General features: G+C 34.2%; 13 protein-coding genes and 1 pseudogene. 10 read left to right on the top strand and 4 right to left on the bottom strand.

Features of this window, described 5'->3' with window-relative positions:
• The first annotated feature begins 117 nt into the window (after positions 1 to 117).
• From BBG48_RS00335 to recD2, 4 genes are read left to right on the top strand one after another with little or no spacing between them, the layout of a single operon-like run.
• Positions 118 to 3,594, top strand: a complete 3,477-nt coding sequence (locus tag BBG48_RS00335; RefSeq protein ID WP_068911530.1) for a DNA polymerase III subunit alpha — start codon at positions 118 to 120, stop codon at positions 3,592 to 3,594.
• Between the two features lie 31 nt (positions 3,595 to 3,625).
• Positions 3,626 to 5,425 carry a glycerophosphodiester phosphodiesterase family protein gene (locus BBG48_RS00340; RefSeq protein WP_068911531.1) on the top strand — a complete coding sequence of 600 codons (1,800 nt, stop codon included), beginning with the start codon at positions 3,626 to 3,628 and terminating at the stop codon, positions 5,423 to 5,425.
• A gap of 50 nt (positions 5,426 to 5,475) precedes the next feature.
• On the top strand, positions 5,476 to 6,732 hold the full coding sequence (locus BBG48_RS00345) for a hypothetical protein (protein WP_068911533.1): 1,257 nt from the start codon (positions 5,476 to 5,478) through the stop codon (positions 6,730 to 6,732).
• Between the two features lie 7 nt (positions 6,733 to 6,739).
• The gene (recD2, locus tag BBG48_RS00350; RefSeq protein WP_068911534.1) at positions 6,740 to 8,950 is read left to right on the top strand and encodes an SF1B family DNA helicase RecD2; all 2,211 of its coding nucleotides are present in this window, start codon (positions 6,740 to 6,742) and stop codon (positions 8,948 to 8,950) included.
• A 78-nt stretch (positions 8,951 to 9,028) separates the two neighbouring features.
• On the opposite strand, the gene BBG48_RS00355 is transcribed toward recD2, so the two are convergent.
• Genes BBG48_RS00355 through BBG48_RS00370 form a run of 4 tightly spaced genes read right to left on the bottom strand, consistent with a single transcriptional unit; the run spans position 9,029 to position 13,445 of the window.
• The gene (locus BBG48_RS00355; RefSeq protein ID WP_068911536.1) at positions 9,029 to 10,234 is read right to left on the bottom strand and encodes a MalY/PatB family protein; all 1,206 of its coding nucleotides are present in this window, start codon (positions 10,232 to 10,234) and stop codon (positions 9,029 to 9,031) included.
• A gap of 19 nt (positions 10,235 to 10,253) precedes the next feature.
• The gene (locus BBG48_RS00360) at positions 10,254 to 11,882 is read right to left on the bottom strand and encodes a hypothetical protein (RefSeq protein WP_068911537.1); all 1,629 of its coding nucleotides are present in this window, start codon (positions 11,880 to 11,882) and stop codon (positions 10,254 to 10,256) included.
• 54 nt (positions 11,883 to 11,936) lie between these two features.
• The gene (gene rsmG, locus BBG48_RS00365; RefSeq protein ID WP_068911539.1) at positions 11,937 to 12,650 is read right to left on the bottom strand and encodes a 16S rRNA (guanine(527)-N(7))-methyltransferase RsmG; all 714 of its coding nucleotides are present in this window, start codon (positions 12,648 to 12,650) and stop codon (positions 11,937 to 11,939) included.
• A gap of 12 nt (positions 12,651 to 12,662) precedes the next feature.
• On the bottom strand, positions 12,663 to 13,445 hold the full coding sequence (locus BBG48_RS00370) for an enhanced serine sensitivity protein SseB C-terminal domain-containing protein (RefSeq protein WP_068911541.1): 783 nt from the start codon (positions 13,443 to 13,445) through the stop codon (positions 12,663 to 12,665).
• A 191-nt stretch (positions 13,446 to 13,636) separates the two neighbouring features.
• Here BBG48_RS00370 and sppA point away from each other — a divergent pair, with 191 nt between their 5' ends.
• The 6 genes and pseudogenes from sppA to BBG48_RS11080 all read left to right on the top strand — a co-directional run.
• Positions 13,637 to 14,620, top strand: coding sequence for a signal peptide peptidase SppA (gene sppA, locus BBG48_RS00375; protein ID WP_068911543.1), 984 nt, complete (start codon positions 13,637 to 13,639; stop codon positions 14,618 to 14,620).
• On the top strand, positions 14,621 to 15,199 hold the full coding sequence (locus BBG48_RS11190) for an RDD family protein (protein WP_068911545.1): 579 nt from the start codon (positions 14,621 to 14,623) through the stop codon (positions 15,197 to 15,199).
• 459 nt (positions 15,200 to 15,658) lie between these two features.
• A complete protein-coding gene (locus tag BBG48_RS00385) occupies positions 15,659 to 17,299 on the top strand; it encodes a tryptophanase (protein ID WP_199560368.1) in 1,641 nt (546 codons plus the stop codon).
• A 94-nt stretch (positions 17,300 to 17,393) separates the two neighbouring features.
• Positions 17,394 to 18,737 carry a sodium-dependent transporter gene (locus BBG48_RS00390; protein WP_068911547.1) on the top strand — a complete coding sequence of 448 codons (1,344 nt, stop codon included), beginning with the start codon at positions 17,394 to 17,396 and terminating at the stop codon, positions 18,735 to 18,737.
• A gap of 304 nt (positions 18,738 to 19,041) precedes the next feature.
• Positions 19,042 to 19,236: a hypothetical protein gene (locus BBG48_RS00395; protein ID WP_068911549.1), complete on the top strand. Its 195-nt coding sequence runs from the start codon at positions 19,042 to 19,044 to the stop codon at positions 19,234 to 19,236.
• A 26-nt stretch (positions 19,237 to 19,262) separates the two neighbouring features.
• Positions 19,263 to 19,559 (top strand): annotated as a pseudogene (locus BBG48_RS11080) (transposase); the annotation flags it as partial.
• Positions 19,560 to 19,677: the final 118 nt, after the last annotated feature.

A 19,677-nucleotide genomic window follows, 5' to 3' on the forward strand; every position in this document is an offset into this window, starting at 1 on the left:
ACTTAAATTTTAATTGTAGTTAATTACAACTGAACCCAGCTTGCATCTACAGCTTGATTTTAAAATGTCGCAAGTAATAGGTATTATTGAGAAAGTTAAATAAATAGGGAATATAAAATGGAACAAAATAAACAATTTACCCATCTTCACTTACATACTCCATATTCACTTTTAGATGGCTTTACAAAAATAGACAAGGTGTTGGACAAGGCGAAAGAGCTGGGTATGACAGCGTGTGCCATCACAGACCATGGTGTGATGTTTGGTGCAGTTGAGTTTTATAAAAAAGCTAAAGCAAGAGGTATCAAACCGATAATTGGCTGCGAGGTTTACACTGCGAATAGGACTATAGCAGACAAGGAGTCCATAGATGGAAAATCAGGACATCTGATTTTGCTTGCAAAAAATAAAACAGGCTACCAAAACTTAATAAAATTAGTCTCCATCAGCTATACCCATGGATTTTATCGCAAGCCAAGAGTAGATATGGAGCTGTTAAAAAAATACAGTGATGGACTTATAGCATTATCGGCTTGCCTTGCAGGTGATGTGCAGCAGCTACTGTTGCAAGGAGAGTTTGGCAGAGCTACAAAAAAAGCTCAGGAATTTGAAGAAATTTTTGGGCATGACAATTTTTACCTTGAAATGCAGGACCATGGCATAGAGGACCAAAAAAGAGTTAATCTATTTTTGCGTGAAATATCAAAGCAAACAGGTATACCACTAGTAATAACAAATGACGTGCACTATACAGACAAGCAAGATTATAAATCTCACGACATACTGCTATGCATACAAACACGCAAAAAGTTATCCGATACCGACAGGATGAGATTTCAGACCAACGAATTTTATTTCAAATCCAGACAGGAAATGGAAGAAATTTTTCCAAAGGATTTAGAGGCACTGGACAATACAAATAAAATTGCTGATATGTGTAATTTTGATTTTGAATTCCACACATATCATTTACCAAAATACGATGTGCCGTATGGATTAAGTGCAAAGGAATATTTGCAAAAGCTATGTGACGAGGGCATCAATAAAAGATATGAGGTTGTAGACGAAAAAATAAGGCAAAGGCTGGACTATGAGCTGTCTGTCATAGATAATATGGGGTACAACGAATATTTCTTAATAGTGTGGGATTTTATCAACTATGCCAAGAAAAATAAGATACCGGTAGGTCCGGGCAGAGGCTCTGCGGCTGGCTCAATAGTCGCTTACAGTTTGGAGATTACGGACATTAATCCATTGCAATACGATTTGCTTTTTGAAAGATTTTTAAATCCTGAGCGTATATCAATGCCGGATATTGACGTTGACTTTTGCTATGAAAGACGTGAAGAAGTAATCGACTACGTTAAGCAAAAGTATGGAGTTGACCATGTATCACAGATAATTACCTTTGGTACATTAAAATCAAAAGCGGCTATAAAAGATTGTGCAAGGGTCATGGATTTTAGCTACGAGCTTGGCGATAGCTTGTCAAAAATGATTCCATCTCAAAATAATATTCCTGTAAGCATAGACGAGGCTCTTTCTATGAATAAGGACTTCAAAAAAAGATATGAGACCGAGTCACAGGTAAAACAGTTAATTGACACAGCAAAGACAATAGAAGATTTACCAAGACACGCCTCCACTCATGCAGCGGGAGTGCTTATAGCAGGAGAGCCGGTAGACAATTTTGTACCTCTTTTTGCACAGCAGGACAACGTAGTGGCTCAATTTGACATGAATACGCTGGAGGAGCTTGGACTTTTAAAAATGGACTTCTTAGGATTAAGAACTCTTACAGTAATAAACGATGCGATATTAGATATAAAACAGCGTAGGAATATAGATATAGATTTGCAAAAAATAGATTACGAGGATCAAAAGGTATTTGAAAATATATCAAATGGAAATACCTTAGGAGTATTTCAATTAGAGGCAACTGGTGTAAAAAACTATTTTAAGCAGTTAAGACCAACCCATATTGAGGATATCATCGCAGGAACATCTATTTACAGACCAGGCCCAATGATGTTCAAGGACGTTTATATTGAAAATAAAAAAAATCCGAACTCAATAAAATATCATCATGAAAAATTAAAACCGATATTAAAAGAAAGCTATGGAGTTTTAATCTATCAAGAGCAGGTAATGAGGATAGTTAGAGATTTAGCAGGATATTCCTTTGCAGGTGCGGACTTAGTTCGTCGTGCCATGTCTAAGAAAAAAATGGAGACAATGCAAAAGGAAAGGCAAAAGTTTATCTATGGTGATGAAAAAGAGTGTATAAAGGGTTGTATAGCCAACGGTGTAGACGAAAAAACTGCAAACAAAATTTTTGATGAAATGATTGATTTTGCAAAATATGCCTTCAACAAGTCCCATGCTGCCGCCTATGCCACAGTAGCCTTTCAGACAGCCTATTTAAAGACGTATTATATGCCTGAGTATATGGCTGCACTGATGACATCATATATAGGTGGTACTGAAAGTGAGAAAAAAATCGTACCTTGCAAGCTGGACTGCGAAGAAAATGATATAAAAATATTGACACCGGACATCAATTTTTCAGCAGACAGGTTTGTTGTGCAAGGCGATAATGCAATCAGGTTTCCATTAAGTGCAATAAAAGGAGTTGGCTCTGAGGCAGCAAAACTTATTGCCAAGGAGAGAATAGAAAACGGGCTTTATAAGTCCTTTGAAGATATGGCAAGGAGACTGGACTCCGGCATACTCAACAAAAGAGTAATAGAGGCACTTATTAAATCAGGTAGCCTTGACAGCATTTCCTATACAAGAGCAGATGTGATGGCTCATTATGAGGACATACTAGCATCTGTAAATTCGGACAAAAGAAACAGCATAAAAGGACAGATAAATTTTTTCAACACAGACAAGCTGGCAGATTTTGTGTTTGAAGAAAAACCGAAAATCAACGAATTTAGAAAAGAAATTTTACTTGCTCAAGAAAAAGAAAGCTTAGGATTTTACATCAGCGGCAGCCCTCTTGATAAATATAAAGCTGTAAGAAAAAGATTTGCTAATACAAACACATTAAATATAGATAAAATCGGAAAAGACGAAGAAGAAGTAGATTTTAGAAATATAAAAACAGAAAAGCAAAAACTGATAGCCATGGTAACAGAAGTAAAAGTAATAACAGACAAAAATGGAAATGACATGGCATTTGTAAAAGTATCCGATGAATTTTCCGTACTGGAAATGACAGTTTTTTCAAGTTTATATAAAAATGTAAGAGACTTACTAAAAAAAGATGAAATAATCTATATTGAGGGTAAAGTAAGTGTAGGCTACGGCAACAATGATGGAAATCAGCTACTTGCAGATGTGATAAAAAGTGCAGACGAGCTAAGCCCGATGCTTAAAATATATGTGAGAGTAAAAGATTTTTCTACATCCTTTGAAGTGAGAAAAGTGGAAAGATTTTTCCATTATAGCGGAGATACAAATCTTATATTTTACGATGAAAAAACAAAAATGACCTACACCAAAGAAGGTCAAAACGTATATTACAATGATGAGCTACTTGAGCAGCTTAAAGAAATTTGTGGAAAAGAAAATGTTAAAGTAGTTTAAAATCATTTTAGCTGATGATTAAGGGAGAATTATGAAGAAATTTTTGACTTGTCTTACTGTAGTAGGAGTTATGCTAAGCACTACAGCTTATGGTGAAGTAGACCCAAGTATTCAAGATATTAACAACATGGTAAATCAAAAGGAACAATCTGAGCTTACCAAGCTCCAAACAGATAAAAATAATACAGCTCAAAAAAAAGCTGAAAAAGAAGATATAGAGGCAAGAAAAGATGCCAAGATAACACCGCAAGTGCAAGGTAAAAGCATACTGCAAAATGTGGCAAACACAGCCTATATAGTATCATTAGAGTCTCAGAGCAAGCAAGAGTTACAGATGCTATATGACAGAGGCTTTAGACTTTTTGAAATAAGTGTGTCTGCTACATCTGACTCACAAGTGGTTTTAGCCAAGAATTTTGACTTTTATTTCAAAGAATTTTACGGACTTACAACGGGAAGACCGACCATTGACCAATATTTTTCATACAAAATGCTAAACAGCCAGTCTCAAATGAGCATAGGAGATATCAACCAGTTTTTAAATGCTTATCCGGATGCAAGATTTTTTGTAAAAAGTGATGACCAAGCGGTTGATAATATACAACTGCTAAATGGTTTATCAATAAAAAATAAGGATAAAATTATCCCTGAAATAACTAAGGTATTAAACCCTTATCAGAGCTTTGACAACGTGGCATTAGTAGATTTAAAAGGTGAAAACGACATATACAGCTATGTAGTCAACAACAAAACAAAAGATATATTTCTTTTTTACAAAAATTATGTACCATCTGAAACAGAAAAAAAGCATATGCAAAGCAAAAACGTCAAAATGTATATGACAAATGACATAAATAACGCTACAGTATCAAAGGTTGCACCTACAGGACAGTTTTATACAGCAAGTCAGGCACTTAGTCTAGCTCTTGAGCCGGTAAATCAAGTAGCACCGACTATATATAAAAGACCACAAATCACAAATGATAGATATGTTGCCCATGCAGGCGGAGAAATAGCCGGACTGATAGGCACAAACAGCTATCAGTCATTAACAGAAAACTATAAAAAAGGTGCAAGAATTTTTGAGCTGGATTTTGATTTAACTACAGACAATCACATAGTTGCTGTCCATGACTGGGGTACATTTGCCAAGCTTGCTCAAAGAAGAATGGGAAATTTGTATTTAAGCCTTGAAGAATTTAAAAGCCAAAATCTATTATACGCCCTTAAACAAATGACAATTGAAGATGTCTTAGAGTTTTTAAAGACACATAAGGCTGCATATATAGTTACTGATGTAAAAGGTGATATAGAAGCTCTAAAAGCAATAGCTGAGAAATCAGGAGATTTAAAAAACAGATTTATACCGCAAATTTATAGCACTGACCAGTATCAAGATGTTAAAAACTATGGCTTTGATAACATAATCTTTACATTATACAGGACTAATATGAGCGACTATAATGTAATAGATTTTGCAAAAAGAAATGATTTATATGCTGTAACCATGGACAATACTTACAGAGCAGCAACAAAGCTGCCTATGTTACTTTCGTCCATGGGGCAAAGAGTATATTTCCATACAGAAAATGACGATATGAAAACTATAAGCGATTTTGAGTCAAACCAAGCATACGGAGTATATTCGGACACCATATTGACAGATGACATACTAAGGGCAAATCTGGCTGTTAATACTAATTACCAAGCACTGCTACAAAAAAGGCAGGAGGAACAAGCAGAACAAGCAAATAAACAACAGCTGCAACAGGCTGCATCTAAGCAAGCTAAAAATCCCCAAAATGAAGTTGCCCCTGCCAATATATTTTAGTACAGTAAGCATTTAATATATTTTTACAAAATATAGTAAGGACTGGAAACTTGATAAAAGTAGATTTAAAAGAATTAAAAAAATATCAGCAGGTGCCAAAGATTAACTTTTATCCAATTAAAAGAAAAGACAATCTAGTGTATTTGGTTAAAAAATTAGAAATAGGCACTGGAGAAATCATAACTGATGGCATTTACAGATATGACATAAAAATAAAATCACTAAACAGAATAGACTACGGAGAGCACACAAAAAATCCACATAAATACGAAATGTTTGTGCCTGCCGATATGCAGAGTATAAATATTATAGATGACCAAGATTATCTAGTCTACAGCATAGTTAAAAGAGACGACAAGGATAAGGATTATCAGAGTTTAAAATTTTATACCTTAGATTTTACTGATTATAGGCAGGAGCTGGTCTTTTCGATAAAATTTTCTGCATATGAATACTTTTTCGATGGATTTACCATACTCACACCAAAGTATATATTAGCTGATATAATTAACGCTATGGGAGAAAATCTGCTTGATTACACAAAAGAATATTTAATAGACATAAAAAATACATCAATCACTGAAGTGCAGGATTATAAGCTGAAATATTCTATGGGAATGTTACAGATATCGCCCAACGAAAAATATGTAATATCAGAGGAATTTTATATGCCTGAGGAGGATGAAACCCTGCTACTCACAAACACAGAGTATGAGATTGATGATGAATATGAGATGCAGATGTTTGGGGAGCAGCTTAATCAATACCAAAATTCCATAAAAGCGATAGAAATAGAAAAATTTTTTGAGCAAAATGACACCGCAAAGATTGAATTTTTAGACTTGGACTCAATCCAAGAAGAGGGTATAATTAGAGTAATCCACACCAGCAAAAGCTACGTCTATTATAAAAAGACCAAGCACCAAAGCGTGTTAAAAAACAGCAGAGATTTTAAGGATAAGGTGCTTTTTGGCAAGGAAGAAATATTTAAATTAAATAAAAATAACTTAAAAATAGAATTTTTTACCGCACTTGAAATCGGTGTAGATTTATTTTTTGACCAAGACGAGGCATTTAAGGTTTACAAAGACCAAAGAAAAGTCCTTGTAAGAAACGTAGCAACAGGGCTTAAAGTTGCAGAGTTTACAAGAGATATAAACGAAGACGTAGTAGATTTTTATGAAAAAAGATACCTGCACTTAGTAAACACAGTTACAAATAAAGAAAAGCTAATAGACTCTACAAATGGTATACAACTCAGGGCAGAAGAATTAGAAGTATTTGATGGAATAGTTTTTTATCAATAGGTGAAAAATGCAGACTTTGACCGGTAAATTACAACAGTTAATATATGAGTCCGATGACAGTAGCTATGCTGTAGCAATATTTTTAGCTGATGGAGAAGAAATAACTGTCGTTGGCACGCTGGCTGGTACAAACATAGGTGAAAATCTTGAGCTTACAGGAGAATATACAAATCATTCATTGTACGGCAAGCAGTTTAAAATTTCGTCATATGCTCCAGCGAAAATTGAAGACGAAAAAGCCATAGTAGAGTATTTGTCCTCAGGAGTAATTTCATCCATTGGTGCAAAATTTGCAGAAAAAATAGTAGAAAAATTTGGCAAAAACACCTTCCATATAATAGAAAAAGAACCCGAAAGATTACTTGAAATAGAGGGCATAGGCTCAAAAAAATTAGAAAAAATAATAAAAACCTACAATCAAAACATAGCCGTCAGAAATGTGATAATTAGCCTTTCAAAATATGGGATATCTGCAAATTTAGCTGTAAAACTTTACAACGTGTATAAAGAAAACACTCTTGAGGTCTTATATCAAAATCCATATGTGTTATGCAAAGACGTAAGAGGCATAAGCTTTAGAAAAGCAGACGAAATAGCAAAAAAACTTGGCACAGACCTAAACTCAAAGCAAAGAAAGTATCAGGCAATACTTTTTTGCCTAGAGGAGGCAAGCTACAACGGACATACTTATGTATATTTTAAAAATTTAGCGACAGAACTCAAAAATTTAATAGGCTATGATGATGAGCAAGAGCTTTACGAAATAATAATAGACCTTTGCGGCAAAAAGCTACTAACAGTTTCAGGTGATGTATCAGAGCTAAAGGTTTATCTATATTATTTAGCACAGGCGGAAACCCAAGTTGCAGCAAGACTAATAAAATTAATCACCGGCGAAAAAAAATTTACTACATCAGATAAATCAGACGAAATAATAAAAAAAGAAGTGGGACAAAGCATAATAGAATATTCCGAAGAACAGATTTCCTGCGTTTATAAGGCTGTAGAAAACAATGTGCTAATTATCACAGGAGGACCGGGTACAGGAAAGACGACTACATTATTTTTGTTACTCACAGTCTTTGAAAAGCTGGGCAAAAAAATAAAACTGTGTGCACCAACAGGCAAAGCCTCAAAAAGAATGACTGAAACAACCGGTAAGGAGTCCAGTACGATACATAGACTACTTGAGGTAGGATTTTCAGAGGACAGCGACACAGAAATTTTTGGGAAAAACGAAGACGAGCCAATTGACGCAGATGTGATTATAGTTGACGAAGTGTCAATGGTAGACATCAGACTTATGCAAAGCTTGTTGGATGCAGTAAAAGATGGCACACATCTTGTATTAGTAGGGGATAAAGACCAGTTGCCATCGGTTGGAGCAGGAAATGTACTAAAAAATGTTTTGGATTCAAATATTATTCCATATATAAAATTAGAAAAAATATTTAGACAAGCACAAAAAAGCGGGATAATTGTAAATGCTCACAGGGTAAATAACGGAGATTATCCAATAGTGTCAAAGGAGTTTGACGATTTTTTCATAATGCAAAGAAGTGACATGAACAGTGCAAGAGACTTGGTAGTAGAGCTGGCGTCTAAGAGATTGCCTGAGTATTATAGCATAACACCTCAAGAAATCCAAGTAATTGCACCAATGAAAAAAGGAGCACTCGGCACTTTTGAGCTAAATAATTTATTACAAGATTCGATAAACCCATTTACCCCATTTAAAGGACAATACAAGGATAAATACAGGACATTTAGAGTGGGAGACAGAATAATTCACATAAAAAACAATTACGAAAAAGAGTGGCAGACCGACGACACAAAGGGCAATGGCATATTTAACGGCGAAACCGGCACAATAAAATTAATCGACAAACAAAATTCATTTCTTACAGTAGAATTTGACGATGGCAAAAGTTCTTACTATGATTTTGACGAGCTGGGAGAAATCCAGTTGGCATATGCTCTGACAGTACATAAATCCCAAGGTTCTGAATATAAAGCGGTAATCTTGCCAATACTAGGCGTAGCACCGATGCTCCTCACAAGAAAAATCTTGTATACAGCCATGACAAGAGCAAAAAAATTATTAGTAATAGTAAGCGACCAAAGAAATATAAAAAAGATGGTGGATAACATCTACGAAGAAAAAAGAAATACATCACTGGAAGAAAAATTAAAAATGTTTGATAAGTTTACAGAATAATACTACACTTTCTTATGCAAGTTAGTATAAAAAAGGATTGGCTACAGAAAAAATTTTTCTGCATCCAATCCTTTTGGTTTAGTTTGCGTTAAATACATATTTATCTAATCTATCCATAGCATCTTTTACTAAGCTATGTGGTAGGGCTAGGTTTAATCTTATTGTGTCCGGATTTAAAAAGTCTCTGCCGTCTTGCCAAATTATACCATAATTTACGCCAAGGTTTAAAAGTTCATCCAGTGTCATATTATGTTTTTGTAGCCACTTACTTACATCAAGATATACTAAATAAGTAGCCTCAGGTAATTGTAGTTTTACTCCATCAAAATGCTCGTTTATATAATCGTATACATAATTTACGTTGTTTGATAAGGCTTGTCTAAGCTCGCACATCCATTCATGACCTTCTTCATTGTAGCCGCCAATCAGTGCTGAAACTGAAAGTACATTAGGTTTATTGTAATAGCAAAGGGAGCTTTGTTTTAATAATTTATCACTAAGTGTTTTGTTGTAGACTATGTGATATGCTCCGACCAATCCTGCTAGGTTAAAGGTTTTTGATGGGGCATAAAAGGATACTGTCCTCATTTTTGCATCTTCGTTTATGCTTTGTGCCGGTGTAAATTTGTTGTCATTTATGACTAAATCTGACCAAATACAGTCCTCTATTACAGTTACGTCATATTTTTTATAGATTTCGTAGGCTTTTTCTATTTCTTCTTTAGTCCATGCTCTGCCTGCCGGATTGTGAGGGTTGCAAAAAACTGCGGTATGGATATTTTTTTCTTTTATTTTTGTCTCCATATCTTCATAATCCATTCTCCATATGCCGTCACTATCTATATAAAGTGGTGAATGAACTAGATTAAATCCGCTGTTTTTAAGTGATTTTGTAAAGCCTAGATAGGTTGGCTTGTGGATTAATATGTCACTGCCTGATGCTCCTGATATATTTGCTACTGCTACAACTCCACCTAGTACGCCGTTTTCATAGCCGATATTTTCTTTTTGGAGTTTTACACCGTTATTTTTTGACTGCCAGTTAATAATTGCGTCAAAATATTCATCAGGAAGGTTAAAGTATCCATAAAGCGGATGCTCTGTTCTTTTGATTATTTCTCTTGGAATAGATGGCACTGTCTCAAAATTCATGTCTGCTATCCACATTGGGATTTTTGTAAAAGCTTTGTTTACTGTTGCATTTGGGATTGGAATTTCATCAATTGCTCTTGTATGGGTTGAACTTCTGTCTATTATTTTATCAAAATCATATTTTAGCTGCATTGTGTCACCTCTTATAAATTCATTTTTTTATGCGGATAGCGGTTGGACCATCAGCACCGCCGATTATGCCTATGGAAGATGCCTCATCCGGTATATTGCCACCAGTGGTTAATTTAAACATAAACTGAGCACCTATTTTTTTAGAATTATCTACCAATTCAGTTTTAAATTTTTCGTAAGATTTTTCGTCCATTTTTAATAAGTCTTGAGGATTTTCCGGAGCAGTAATCTCAGGAGACTCTATTCCCACAAATATTTCTCCGGAAAAGTCCATTAATTTGTACCCATCTACTTCTACTGGAATTTGTTCAAATTTAGCTCTAAAGGCTTTTCCTGTTTTTATTTCGCTGAGATTTATGTCATAAGATTTTGAATTTTTTACATTTTTAATAGTTATTACATCGCCGGTGTTGGTGATTTCATTTACAGGTTTTACGTTTTTGAGTGCATCTGCGGCTGCGTGTTCATTGGATAAAATGTTTATAGTCTTGAGGTCTTTTGTGTTTTGCATTTCTATTACGTTTGCAGATTGTTCGTTTTCATCGGTAGCTATGATTGCGATTTTGTCAGTTGTGTTTAATTTTCCGGCTAGATAGATTTTTATGTCACTATTTTCCTCTTCGTTGTTAAATATTACTCCTATTAATTTTTTATCCTCAATGAGGACTGTAGAAGTTACGGTTTCGGGTAAATCCATTGAGTTAATCTGCTCTTTTTGGCTATCTGTTTCTGATTTAAAGCTGTCGTACAAGCTGTCAAATTTATCCTGCTGTACTTTAGCATTGTAGTCTACTGTTTTATTTAAAAGTGCTTTTATATCAGAGGCTTTTATAGTTAGTTCATAAGCAGTCACTTCTTTAGCTGCCCTGCCAAGAGTTGTTAAATCAGAGCTATATGTGTCTGCTACTTTAACTTTTTCAACCTTCATATTTTTAGTAAGTGTATCTATTTCTACTTTTGCATATTTTTTAAAGCCGTCTTCAAGCTCTTTGTTTGAGTTAGGTGTAGCATAAAAATCTACGCTCAAGTTTTCGTCAACCTCTGCACCTGTATTTTCTAAATCTGCTTTTGCAGGTGATGAAGCTAGGTCTTGTCCAAGTGTTTTTAGATTTAATTTTAAGGGTTTAGAGTAAAGTGACGGAGCGTTAAAGTAAAATTCATCACCGAGTGCTATCATATCTGTAGCAAAATTTACTCCGCCTAGGTCAAAATTGAAATTCATCGCTGATTTTTTTGCCTTTGGATTATTTTTGGTAATAAAGTCAATAGTTATTGGCTTGCCACCGTTTAAGTTAGCATAAGTGATGGTTAATTTTGACTGCATATCAGATACGCCAGTTTCGTATGAAGTATTGATAATGTTGCCAAATGCTATTTCCGGAGCAAAATCGTTTAATGTGTTTGTAAATTCTGTTGGCACGCCAGCTAACGCTTTTGCTATTTTGACTTTGGGATTAGATAAAAAACCAATTGCAGCGACCATTGCTCCGATGACAATTAGTGCTGCAATAATCATTAGCAGCTTTTTATTATCTTTTTTTGGAGATTTTTCTATAGTAGTTGAAAAATCGGTATTGATATTATTATTTGAAATAGGTTCTACACCATTTTTGTCATCCGGTAGATTATTGTTAATATTTTCGCTCATTCCTTCTCCTTAAATAGAATATTTTTATAATTAATGAAACAACGATATAATAAATTATAGCTGATTTTTTTTGATTTGAGCTGAATTTCTTGGATATTTTTTTGCAGTATCCTTTATTTTACTAAAAGTTACTATATAATGCTCGTTAACCTTGTCAAAAAGCTCGATTTTATCAACTTTTTCTAATTTTAGTCCAAGGACTTTTATTGCGTTTTTGGAGCTTTCAATTTCTTCTTTTGTCTTTGAGCCTTTTAATAAAATTATCTGTCCGCCAACTTTTACAAATGGGCTTACATATTCTAACAAAACCGGCATATTTGCAACAGCTCTTGATACAGAGTAGTCATATTGTTGTCTGAAATCCTCTTTATTAGATAAATCTTCAGCTCTTGAGTGAAGGGCGACAGTATTTTTTAAATTGAGCAACTCAACCATCTGATTTAAAAATACAACTCTTTTTGCAAGAGAGTCAACTAGAGTTAAATTTATATCGTCTCTTACAATTTTTAGAGGAATACCAGGAAATCCTGCACCAGTACCAATGTCTATAACACCGGAATTTTTTTTGATATTACAAACAGAAAGTAAACTTACGCTATCCAAAAAATGTTTGATAAATACATCATTTTTTTCTGTGATAGCGGTCAAGTTTACTTTTTCGTTATAGGAGACCAAATTTTCGTAGTATATTTCAAACCTTTCGTACAGGTTTTGTGTTACTTCTATATTTAAATTTTTTAAAGAATTATAAAAGCTTTCTTTTGTCATGATTTTCACTTTTTAAAATATACCAAATATTTTTTTGCGGTAGAATGGTTTTAGGTTGGAAGTGATTTCTTTACCGAAGGTCGTGTTGTATTCTAATTGGTCAAGGTAAATCTGATATAAATATGGTTTAGCGATATCAGAAATTTCTCTGAAGGTCTTTTCTTTATCGCCTTCAAAGTCAGTTACCAAAAGGTAGCTTTGAGAGCCCTCCTGCTTGATATAAGTGATATATGCCTTTGAAATATTTTGATTTTTTTCAAAATATTTTTTTAACGCATTTATCATATCAGTAGGGTATAAATCCTCTGAAAGCTTAGATACTTCAATATCATCGGTATCTTTTATGACTACCTTGTGATTTTTTTCCGGGTTCAATTTATTTTCCTTTATGTAGGTGAGCAGCTCCTTATCAATTATTATTTCATCACTACCGGGATTGATAATAAAACCGGAAAATTCACTTTCCTTATTGCATACTATTTCATATAATTCGTTAAAGCTAACTAATGTTTCTTCAAAGCCTGAGCTTTTTTGAGCAGACTCCATTTCATTTACGTCTGTGAATACAGGCAAGTAAGACTCTTGGTCTGCATTTATAGTTTTGAGCATAGTTATAGAAGATATTTTGTTATCCTCACCTTGCTCAAAATCTACCAAAACATATAAATCAGCACCTAATAATTCATCGACAAGTAGGTTTTGATTTTCTTGTGAGTTTTCAGATAAAACTTTTGTAATTACTGATTTTAGATTTTTATTTGTTATATTTTCTTTTATATTGTCTTTTCTTATCATATTTAACAGGCAGAGCCTTCTCCTTTCAGATATGGACAAATATTTTTTTCATTATACCACAAAAATGTAAAATTACAAAATCGTGACAAATTAATATTTAACATTAACAATATTGTTTTGCAATTGAATGTCTAATGATGTATAATAAAGCTTAATATAATTAAGTAATTGACTAATTATGAGGAGTTTTTATGAACGCAAAAAGAATAGTAGCAATTGTTATAGCAGTCATTGTTTTATTTATAAGTTTAGCAGTTTCTGCATTTAAACTTTCAATCAAGGCGAATGAGTGGACAAGCTTAACTAGCTTTGACAGTGCAAATTATGGCAAGGAAAAAGTCATAGAACAAGGTGATGACTTTTCAAAAATTGTAGTTATAGATATAACCGGCGTGATACAAGCTGGCAGATACCAAAATGAAATCATGGACTCTTTGGAAAAAGTAAGAAATGATGAAGATGTAAAGGGAGTAATTTTAAAAATAGACAGCCCCGGAGGGGGAGTATATGAGTCTGCACAAATATCTGATAAGATTAAGCAAATTAAATCAGAAAAAAATATACCTTTTTATGCCTCCATGGGAGCAACTTGTGCCAGTGGCGGATACTATATAGCGGCAAATTGTGACAAAATATACGCCTCAAACGAAACTCTTACAGGCTCAATAGGTGTGATAATGAGCTCACTTAATTTAAGCGGTTTATTTGAAAAATATGGCATAAAAGAAGATGTCATAAAATCCGGCACTTACAAAGATATTGGCAGCACATCAAGACAAATGACTCAAAGCGAAAGACAAATTTTACAGCAAATGGTTGACTCCTCTTACGCTGAATTTGTAAAAGTAGTGGCAGACGGCAGAAAGTTATCGCAAGATTATGTCAGGAGTATAGCAGACGGCAGAGTTTATGACGGCAGACAGGCGTTAGAAAAGAAATTGATTGATAAAATCGGTTATTATGAAACCACTTTAGAAGATATAAAAAAAGATAACAAGCTTGAAAATTCAGCTGTAGTAAATTATAACTACAGAGACTCCTTCAATGATTTGGCACAGCTTTTCAGCGGCATGGCTCAAAATATTTCAAAGGGCTCAATACAAAAAGATTTGGAAAGCGTAAAGGATGCTACAGCTACTCCTGCAAGACCTATGTATCTTTATGGAGGGAAATAAATGAGCTTTCAAAATGAAGTCGATAAATTAATAAATGCTGAGGAATATATTGTATTAAATAAGTACAACAGCTCAAATAGCTATAAATATTTTGAACAAAAAAAGTCATTTAATACTAATTCAAATTTTAAAGAAAATCAAAATACGAATTACAGAGCAAATACAAACCAAATAAGAGCAATAAAAGCAGGAGCATTTTCAAGATTAGTGGCATTTATGATAGATGCTTTGATAGGAAATCTGTTAAATGAAGTATTTACTAAATTTGTGGGGCAGGATGGATTTTTAAATGACAACTCTTGGGTAATTAGTTTTGTAATATATTTAATTTTTATAACATATATAACAAATGGACAGAGCATTGGCAAAATGGCTATGGGCATCAGAATAATCCACAAAAAAGAAAAAAAATTATCCTTTTTGACCACGCTTATTAGAGAAGGTGTGTGTATGTTCTTCCTGTTAAAATTGCCAATACTGTTCATTACACTATTGTTTAGCTCAAAAAATCATTCACTGGCAGATTATTTTTCCGATACAGAGGTTATAAAGGATAAGTATTTTGAGAAAATAAAATAAATATTAAATGTTTAAAAATGCTCCGTAGTAGAGAATAATAAAAATTTTAATACTAAAACCTGATTGAAAGTGCAGTTGTATTTTCCTTTTGGATACTTTTGTTCGCTACGCTCACAGCGTTAGCAATCCCGCTCGTCAAACACAACTACACTTTTTCAAGCATAGTGATTATTTAAATAGATAATAGTATAACTTTGAATGTGAAACGATTTTGATTAATTTTTTTATTGACAAAACCTCATTACAGGAGTAAACTCAATGTGGAAAATGTTTACATAATATTTTCCAAATAACCAAACGGGTACTGTCCGCCAGCCGGATTTTGAGCGAAAAGCACTTTGGTAAAAGGTAAATGAAGTATACTTAATCATAACTTTTACATAATTATGCGTAAAAATTTGCACATATCAGGTGACCGGGGTCCTCTATATTATACAATTAATTTATGGAGGTAGTATTATGAAGTACCAATTAAATGTTCCAACACCACATCACTTTTCTTATGCAGTTCGTGATGTACCAAATGTAACAGTTGAACAAAGAGAAAGGGCTCTTAAATCAACTCATTACAATGAATTTGCTTTTCCATCAGGAATGTTAACTGTAGATATGCTTTCTGACTCAGGCACTACAGCTATGACAAACCAACAATGGGCATCAATTTTCCTAGGCGATGAAGCCTATGGTAGAAACACCGGTTACTATGTTTTACTTGACACATTCCGTGATATATTTGAACGTGGTGGCGAAAAGAACTGGAAAAAGGTAGTAGATTTAGTTCGTACAGACTGTCGTGACGTTGAAAAAATGATGGACGAAATGTACCTTTGCGAATATGAAGGTGGCTTAATAAATGGTGGTGCTGCTCAGATGGAGCGTCCAAACGCATTTATTATCCAACAAGGTCGTGCTGCTGAGTCTGTATTAATGGAAATCGTTAAAAAAATCTTAACAGCCCGTCACCCAGGAAAAGTATTCACTATTCCTTCAAACGGACACTTTGATACTACAGAAGGTAATATCAAACAAATGGGTTCTATTCCGCGTAACCTTTACAATAAAGAATTACTATACGAAGTTCCTGAAGGTGGAAGATACGAAAAAAATCCATTCAAAGGCAACATGGATATAGAAAAACTTGAACAATTAATACAAGGCGTAGGTCCTGAAAATGTTCCACTAATCTTTACTTGTATCACTAACAACCCAATATGTGGACAACCGGTATCTATGGCTAACATCAAAGAAATAAACAGAGTAGCTCATAAATACAATATCCCACTAGTATTTGACGTAGCTAGATGGGCAGAAAACTGCTACTTCATCAAGACAAACGAAGACGGTTATGCCGATAAATCCATAGCTGAAATAGCTACAGAAATGTTCTCTTACTGCGATGCGTTCTGTATGTCAGCTAAAAAAGACGGACACGCTAACATGGGTGGTATGGTTGCATTCAGAGATAAAGGCTTATTCTGGAAAAACTTCTCTGATTTCAACGAAGATGGTACAGTAAAAACTGACGTTGGCGTATTACTAAAGGTTAAACAAATTTCTTGCTATGGTAACGACTCTTATGGTGGTATGTCAGGCAGAGATATCATGGCTCTTGCAGTTGGTCTATATGAAAGCTGCGATTTCAACTACCTAAGCGAACGTGTTGCACAATGTAACTACCTGGCAGAAGGTTTCTATAAAGCCGGTGTTAAAGGTGTAGTTCTTCCTGCCGGTGGACACGCTGTATATATCAACATGGATGAATTCTTTGATGGTAAACGTGGACATGATACTTTTGCAGGTGAAGGTTTCTCACTAGAATTAATCAGAAGATACGGCATCAGAGTGTCTGAACTTGGTGATTACTCTATGGAATATGACCTAAAAACTCCTGAACAACAAGCAGAGCTTGCTAACGTTGTAAGATTTGCTATAGACAGAAGCAGACTTTCTCAAGAACACCTTGACTACGTTATAGCTGCTGTTAAAGCATTATATGAAGATAGAGAGTCTATCCCTAATATGAAAATAGTTTGGGGACATAATCTTCCAATGCGTCACTTCCATGCTTTCCTTGAACCATATCCAAATGAAAGCAAATAATGAAGTAATCAGATAATAAGTGTTTTGATTGATACGTCTTAAACCACCAAATCTATTAGACGTATCAATCAATTACATAAATAAAGGAGGCATCATGGATAATAATAATGTTGAATTACAAAGAGATGGTTTTGCTACCAAATGGGGATTTATACTTGCCTGTATAGGTTCAGCAGTTGGTATGGGAAACATTTGGAGATTTCCTGTAATGGTTTCAAAATTTGGCGGAATGACATTCTTAATCCCTTATTTTATATTTGTTATACTTATCGGTTCTACCGGAGTAATTGAAGAATTTTCATTAGGTAGAGCAGCTAGTGCCGGTCCTGTTGGTGCTTTTGGTATGGCGATGGAAAAAAGAGGAAATAAAAAACTTGGAGAGGCTATCGGCATAATCCCAATAATCGGTTCACTGGCTCTTGCTATTGGTTATACCTGTGTAATGGGTTGGATATTCAAATATACATTTATGGCATTATCCGGCTCTATGTTTGCTATGGGTAGCGACATGGATTTAATAGGTGGAACTTTTGGTGCTACTGCCAGTGCGTGGGGTGCTAATATTTGGATAGTTATTGCCATGATTGTATCATTTGCTATTATGAGTATGGGTATCGCAGGTGGTATTGAAAAAGCCAACAAAATTATGATGCCCGCATTATTTATCCTATTTATTGCTTTAGCTATATATGTATCCATGCAGCAAGGTGCAAGTGCAGGATACAACTATATATTTACAATTGACCCAGCAGGTCTTAAAAATCCTATGGTATGGGTATTTGCTTTTGGTCAGGCATTTTTCTCACTTTCAGTTGCAGGAAATGGTTCTGTAATATATGGCTCTTATCTTTCTAAAGACGAAGATATACCTAGCTCAGCTAGAAACGTTGCGTTCTTTGATACATTAGCAGCTTTGCTTGCAGCTTTTGTTATAATTCCAGCTATAGCTGTAAGTGGAGGACAACTTGACTCAGGTGGTCCAGGGCTTATGTTTATACACCTAGTTAATGTAATGAACGGTATGCCTGGTGGAAGAATAATAGAAATGGTTTTCTATGTCTGCGTTCTTTTTGCAGGTGTAAGCTCTATAATCAACCTTTACGAAGCCCCTGTTGCTTTCTTACAGGAAAAATTTGGACTTAAAAGAATAAATGCAACAATTGTAATACACATTTTAGGAATAATTGTTGCCTTATTAATACAAGCAATAGTATCCCCTTGGATGGACGTAGTATCTATCTACATTTGTCCACTTGGAGCTCTACTTGCAGGTATAATGTTCTTCTGGGTAGCAGGAAAAGATTTTGTACTTGAACAAGTAAATATGGGTGCTAAAAAACCAATCGGCTCATGGTTTTACCCACTTGGAAAATATATATACTGTATACTAGCACTAGTTGCTCTAATTGCCGGTGCAAAGTTCGGCGGTATAGGCTAACCCTATTAAAAAAAGTTTGAATATATTAATCGCATCTTTTATAAGTAATTATAGGAGATGCGTTTTTTATGCTTAGTTGTCAAATTAAATGAAAGTCATGCAATTTTTGCAGGCTCTATAATATTAAGTGGGGGGGGTACAAAGAAAAATATAGCAAAGAAAGGAGTAATAAAAAAAGTCAAATTTAAATGAGAATAGCTGACAATTCTCATTTAGATTTGACAAAAAATTCAAAAAAAGATGCATAAATATCAATTCTGTATTATCATATTTCTTAGCACAAAAATAGAAAGGATTGATATCTATGCAAGAACATTTTAACACTTTTAGACCTGAACTTCAAGGAGTAAAAAACATCAAAACAGTTAAAAATTCAGACTCATATGATGTTTACTGCGTAAAAATCGACAAAAGCCCGCATTGCTGTGGTGTAAAACCACACGTGAAAGACTATAGAACAGTCAACATAACACTGCCTGCTCACAACAGAAAAAATTAACAGCACACGTAAAAAAACAAAGATATGTATACTATATAGTAAAAGAGTTTCATAGGATTATAGATATGAAAAAACCATTATCATTTGAAAGGAGATTGAACGGATTAATAGACAGATTGTCAAAATTAGAAACAAAGCAGTCAAAGAAGTTAAAACTGACACTGCAAAGCTGGAAACAAGAGATAGTAAACATAATAAAACACGGTATTAGCAACGGTTTTGTAGAAGGTAACAACAACAAAATAAAAGTAATAAAACGAATATCTTGTGGATTAAGGGACTATGATAATTTCAGAAAATTGATATTTTTAAGGCTCTATTGATGTTATGTCAATAAGTAGAAGTTTTTTTATCCTCCACCTATTGACAAAGAACCAAAAATCATAAAAATGCAAATCAATCATAAATAAATGGTGTAAAATTCATAAAACAGGAAAACGA

Source organism: Criibacterium bergeronii, from assembly GCF_001693775.2.
Taxonomy (GTDB): Bacteria; Bacillota; Clostridia; order Peptostreptococcales; family Filifactoraceae; genus Peptoanaerobacter; species Peptoanaerobacter bergeronii.

Coding starts and splice junctions, on each gene's coding strand:
- BBG48_RS00335 (WP_068911530.1), top strand. CDS start 118: ATGGAACAAAATAAACAATTTACCCATCTTCACTTACATACTCCATAT.
- BBG48_RS00340 (WP_068911531.1), top strand. CDS start 3,626: ATGAAGAAATTTTTGACTTGTCTTACTGTAGTAGGAGTTATGCTAAGC.
- recD2 (WP_068911534.1), top strand. CDS start 6,740: ATGCAGACTTTGACCGGTAAATTACAACAGTTAATATATGAGTCCGAT.
- BBG48_RS00355 (WP_068911536.1), bottom strand. CDS start 10,234: ATGCAGCTAAAATATGATTTTGATAAAATAATAGACAGAAGTTCAACC.
- BBG48_RS00360 (WP_068911537.1), bottom strand. CDS start 11,882: ATGAGCGAAAATATTAACAATAATCTACCGGATGACAAAAATGGTGTA.
- rsmG (WP_068911539.1), bottom strand. CDS start 12,650: ATGACAAAAGAAAGCTTTTATAATTCTTTAAAAAATTTAAATATAGAA.
- BBG48_RS00370 (WP_068911541.1), bottom strand. CDS start 13,445: ATGATAAGAAAAGACAATATAAAAGAAAATATAACAAATAAAAATCTA.
- sppA (WP_068911543.1), top strand. CDS start 13,637: ATGAACGCAAAAAGAATAGTAGCAATTGTTATAGCAGTCATTGTTTTA.
- BBG48_RS11190 (WP_068911545.1), top strand. CDS start 14,621: ATGAGCTTTCAAAATGAAGTCGATAAATTAATAAATGCTGAGGAATAT.
- BBG48_RS00385 (WP_199560368.1), top strand. CDS start 15,659: ATGAAGTACCAATTAAATGTTCCAACACCACATCACTTTTCTTATGCA.
- BBG48_RS00390 (WP_068911547.1), top strand. CDS start 17,394: ATGGATAATAATAATGTTGAATTACAAAGAGATGGTTTTGCTACCAAA.
- BBG48_RS00395 (WP_068911549.1), top strand. CDS start 19,042: ATGCAAGAACATTTTAACACTTTTAGACCTGAACTTCAAGGAGTAAAA.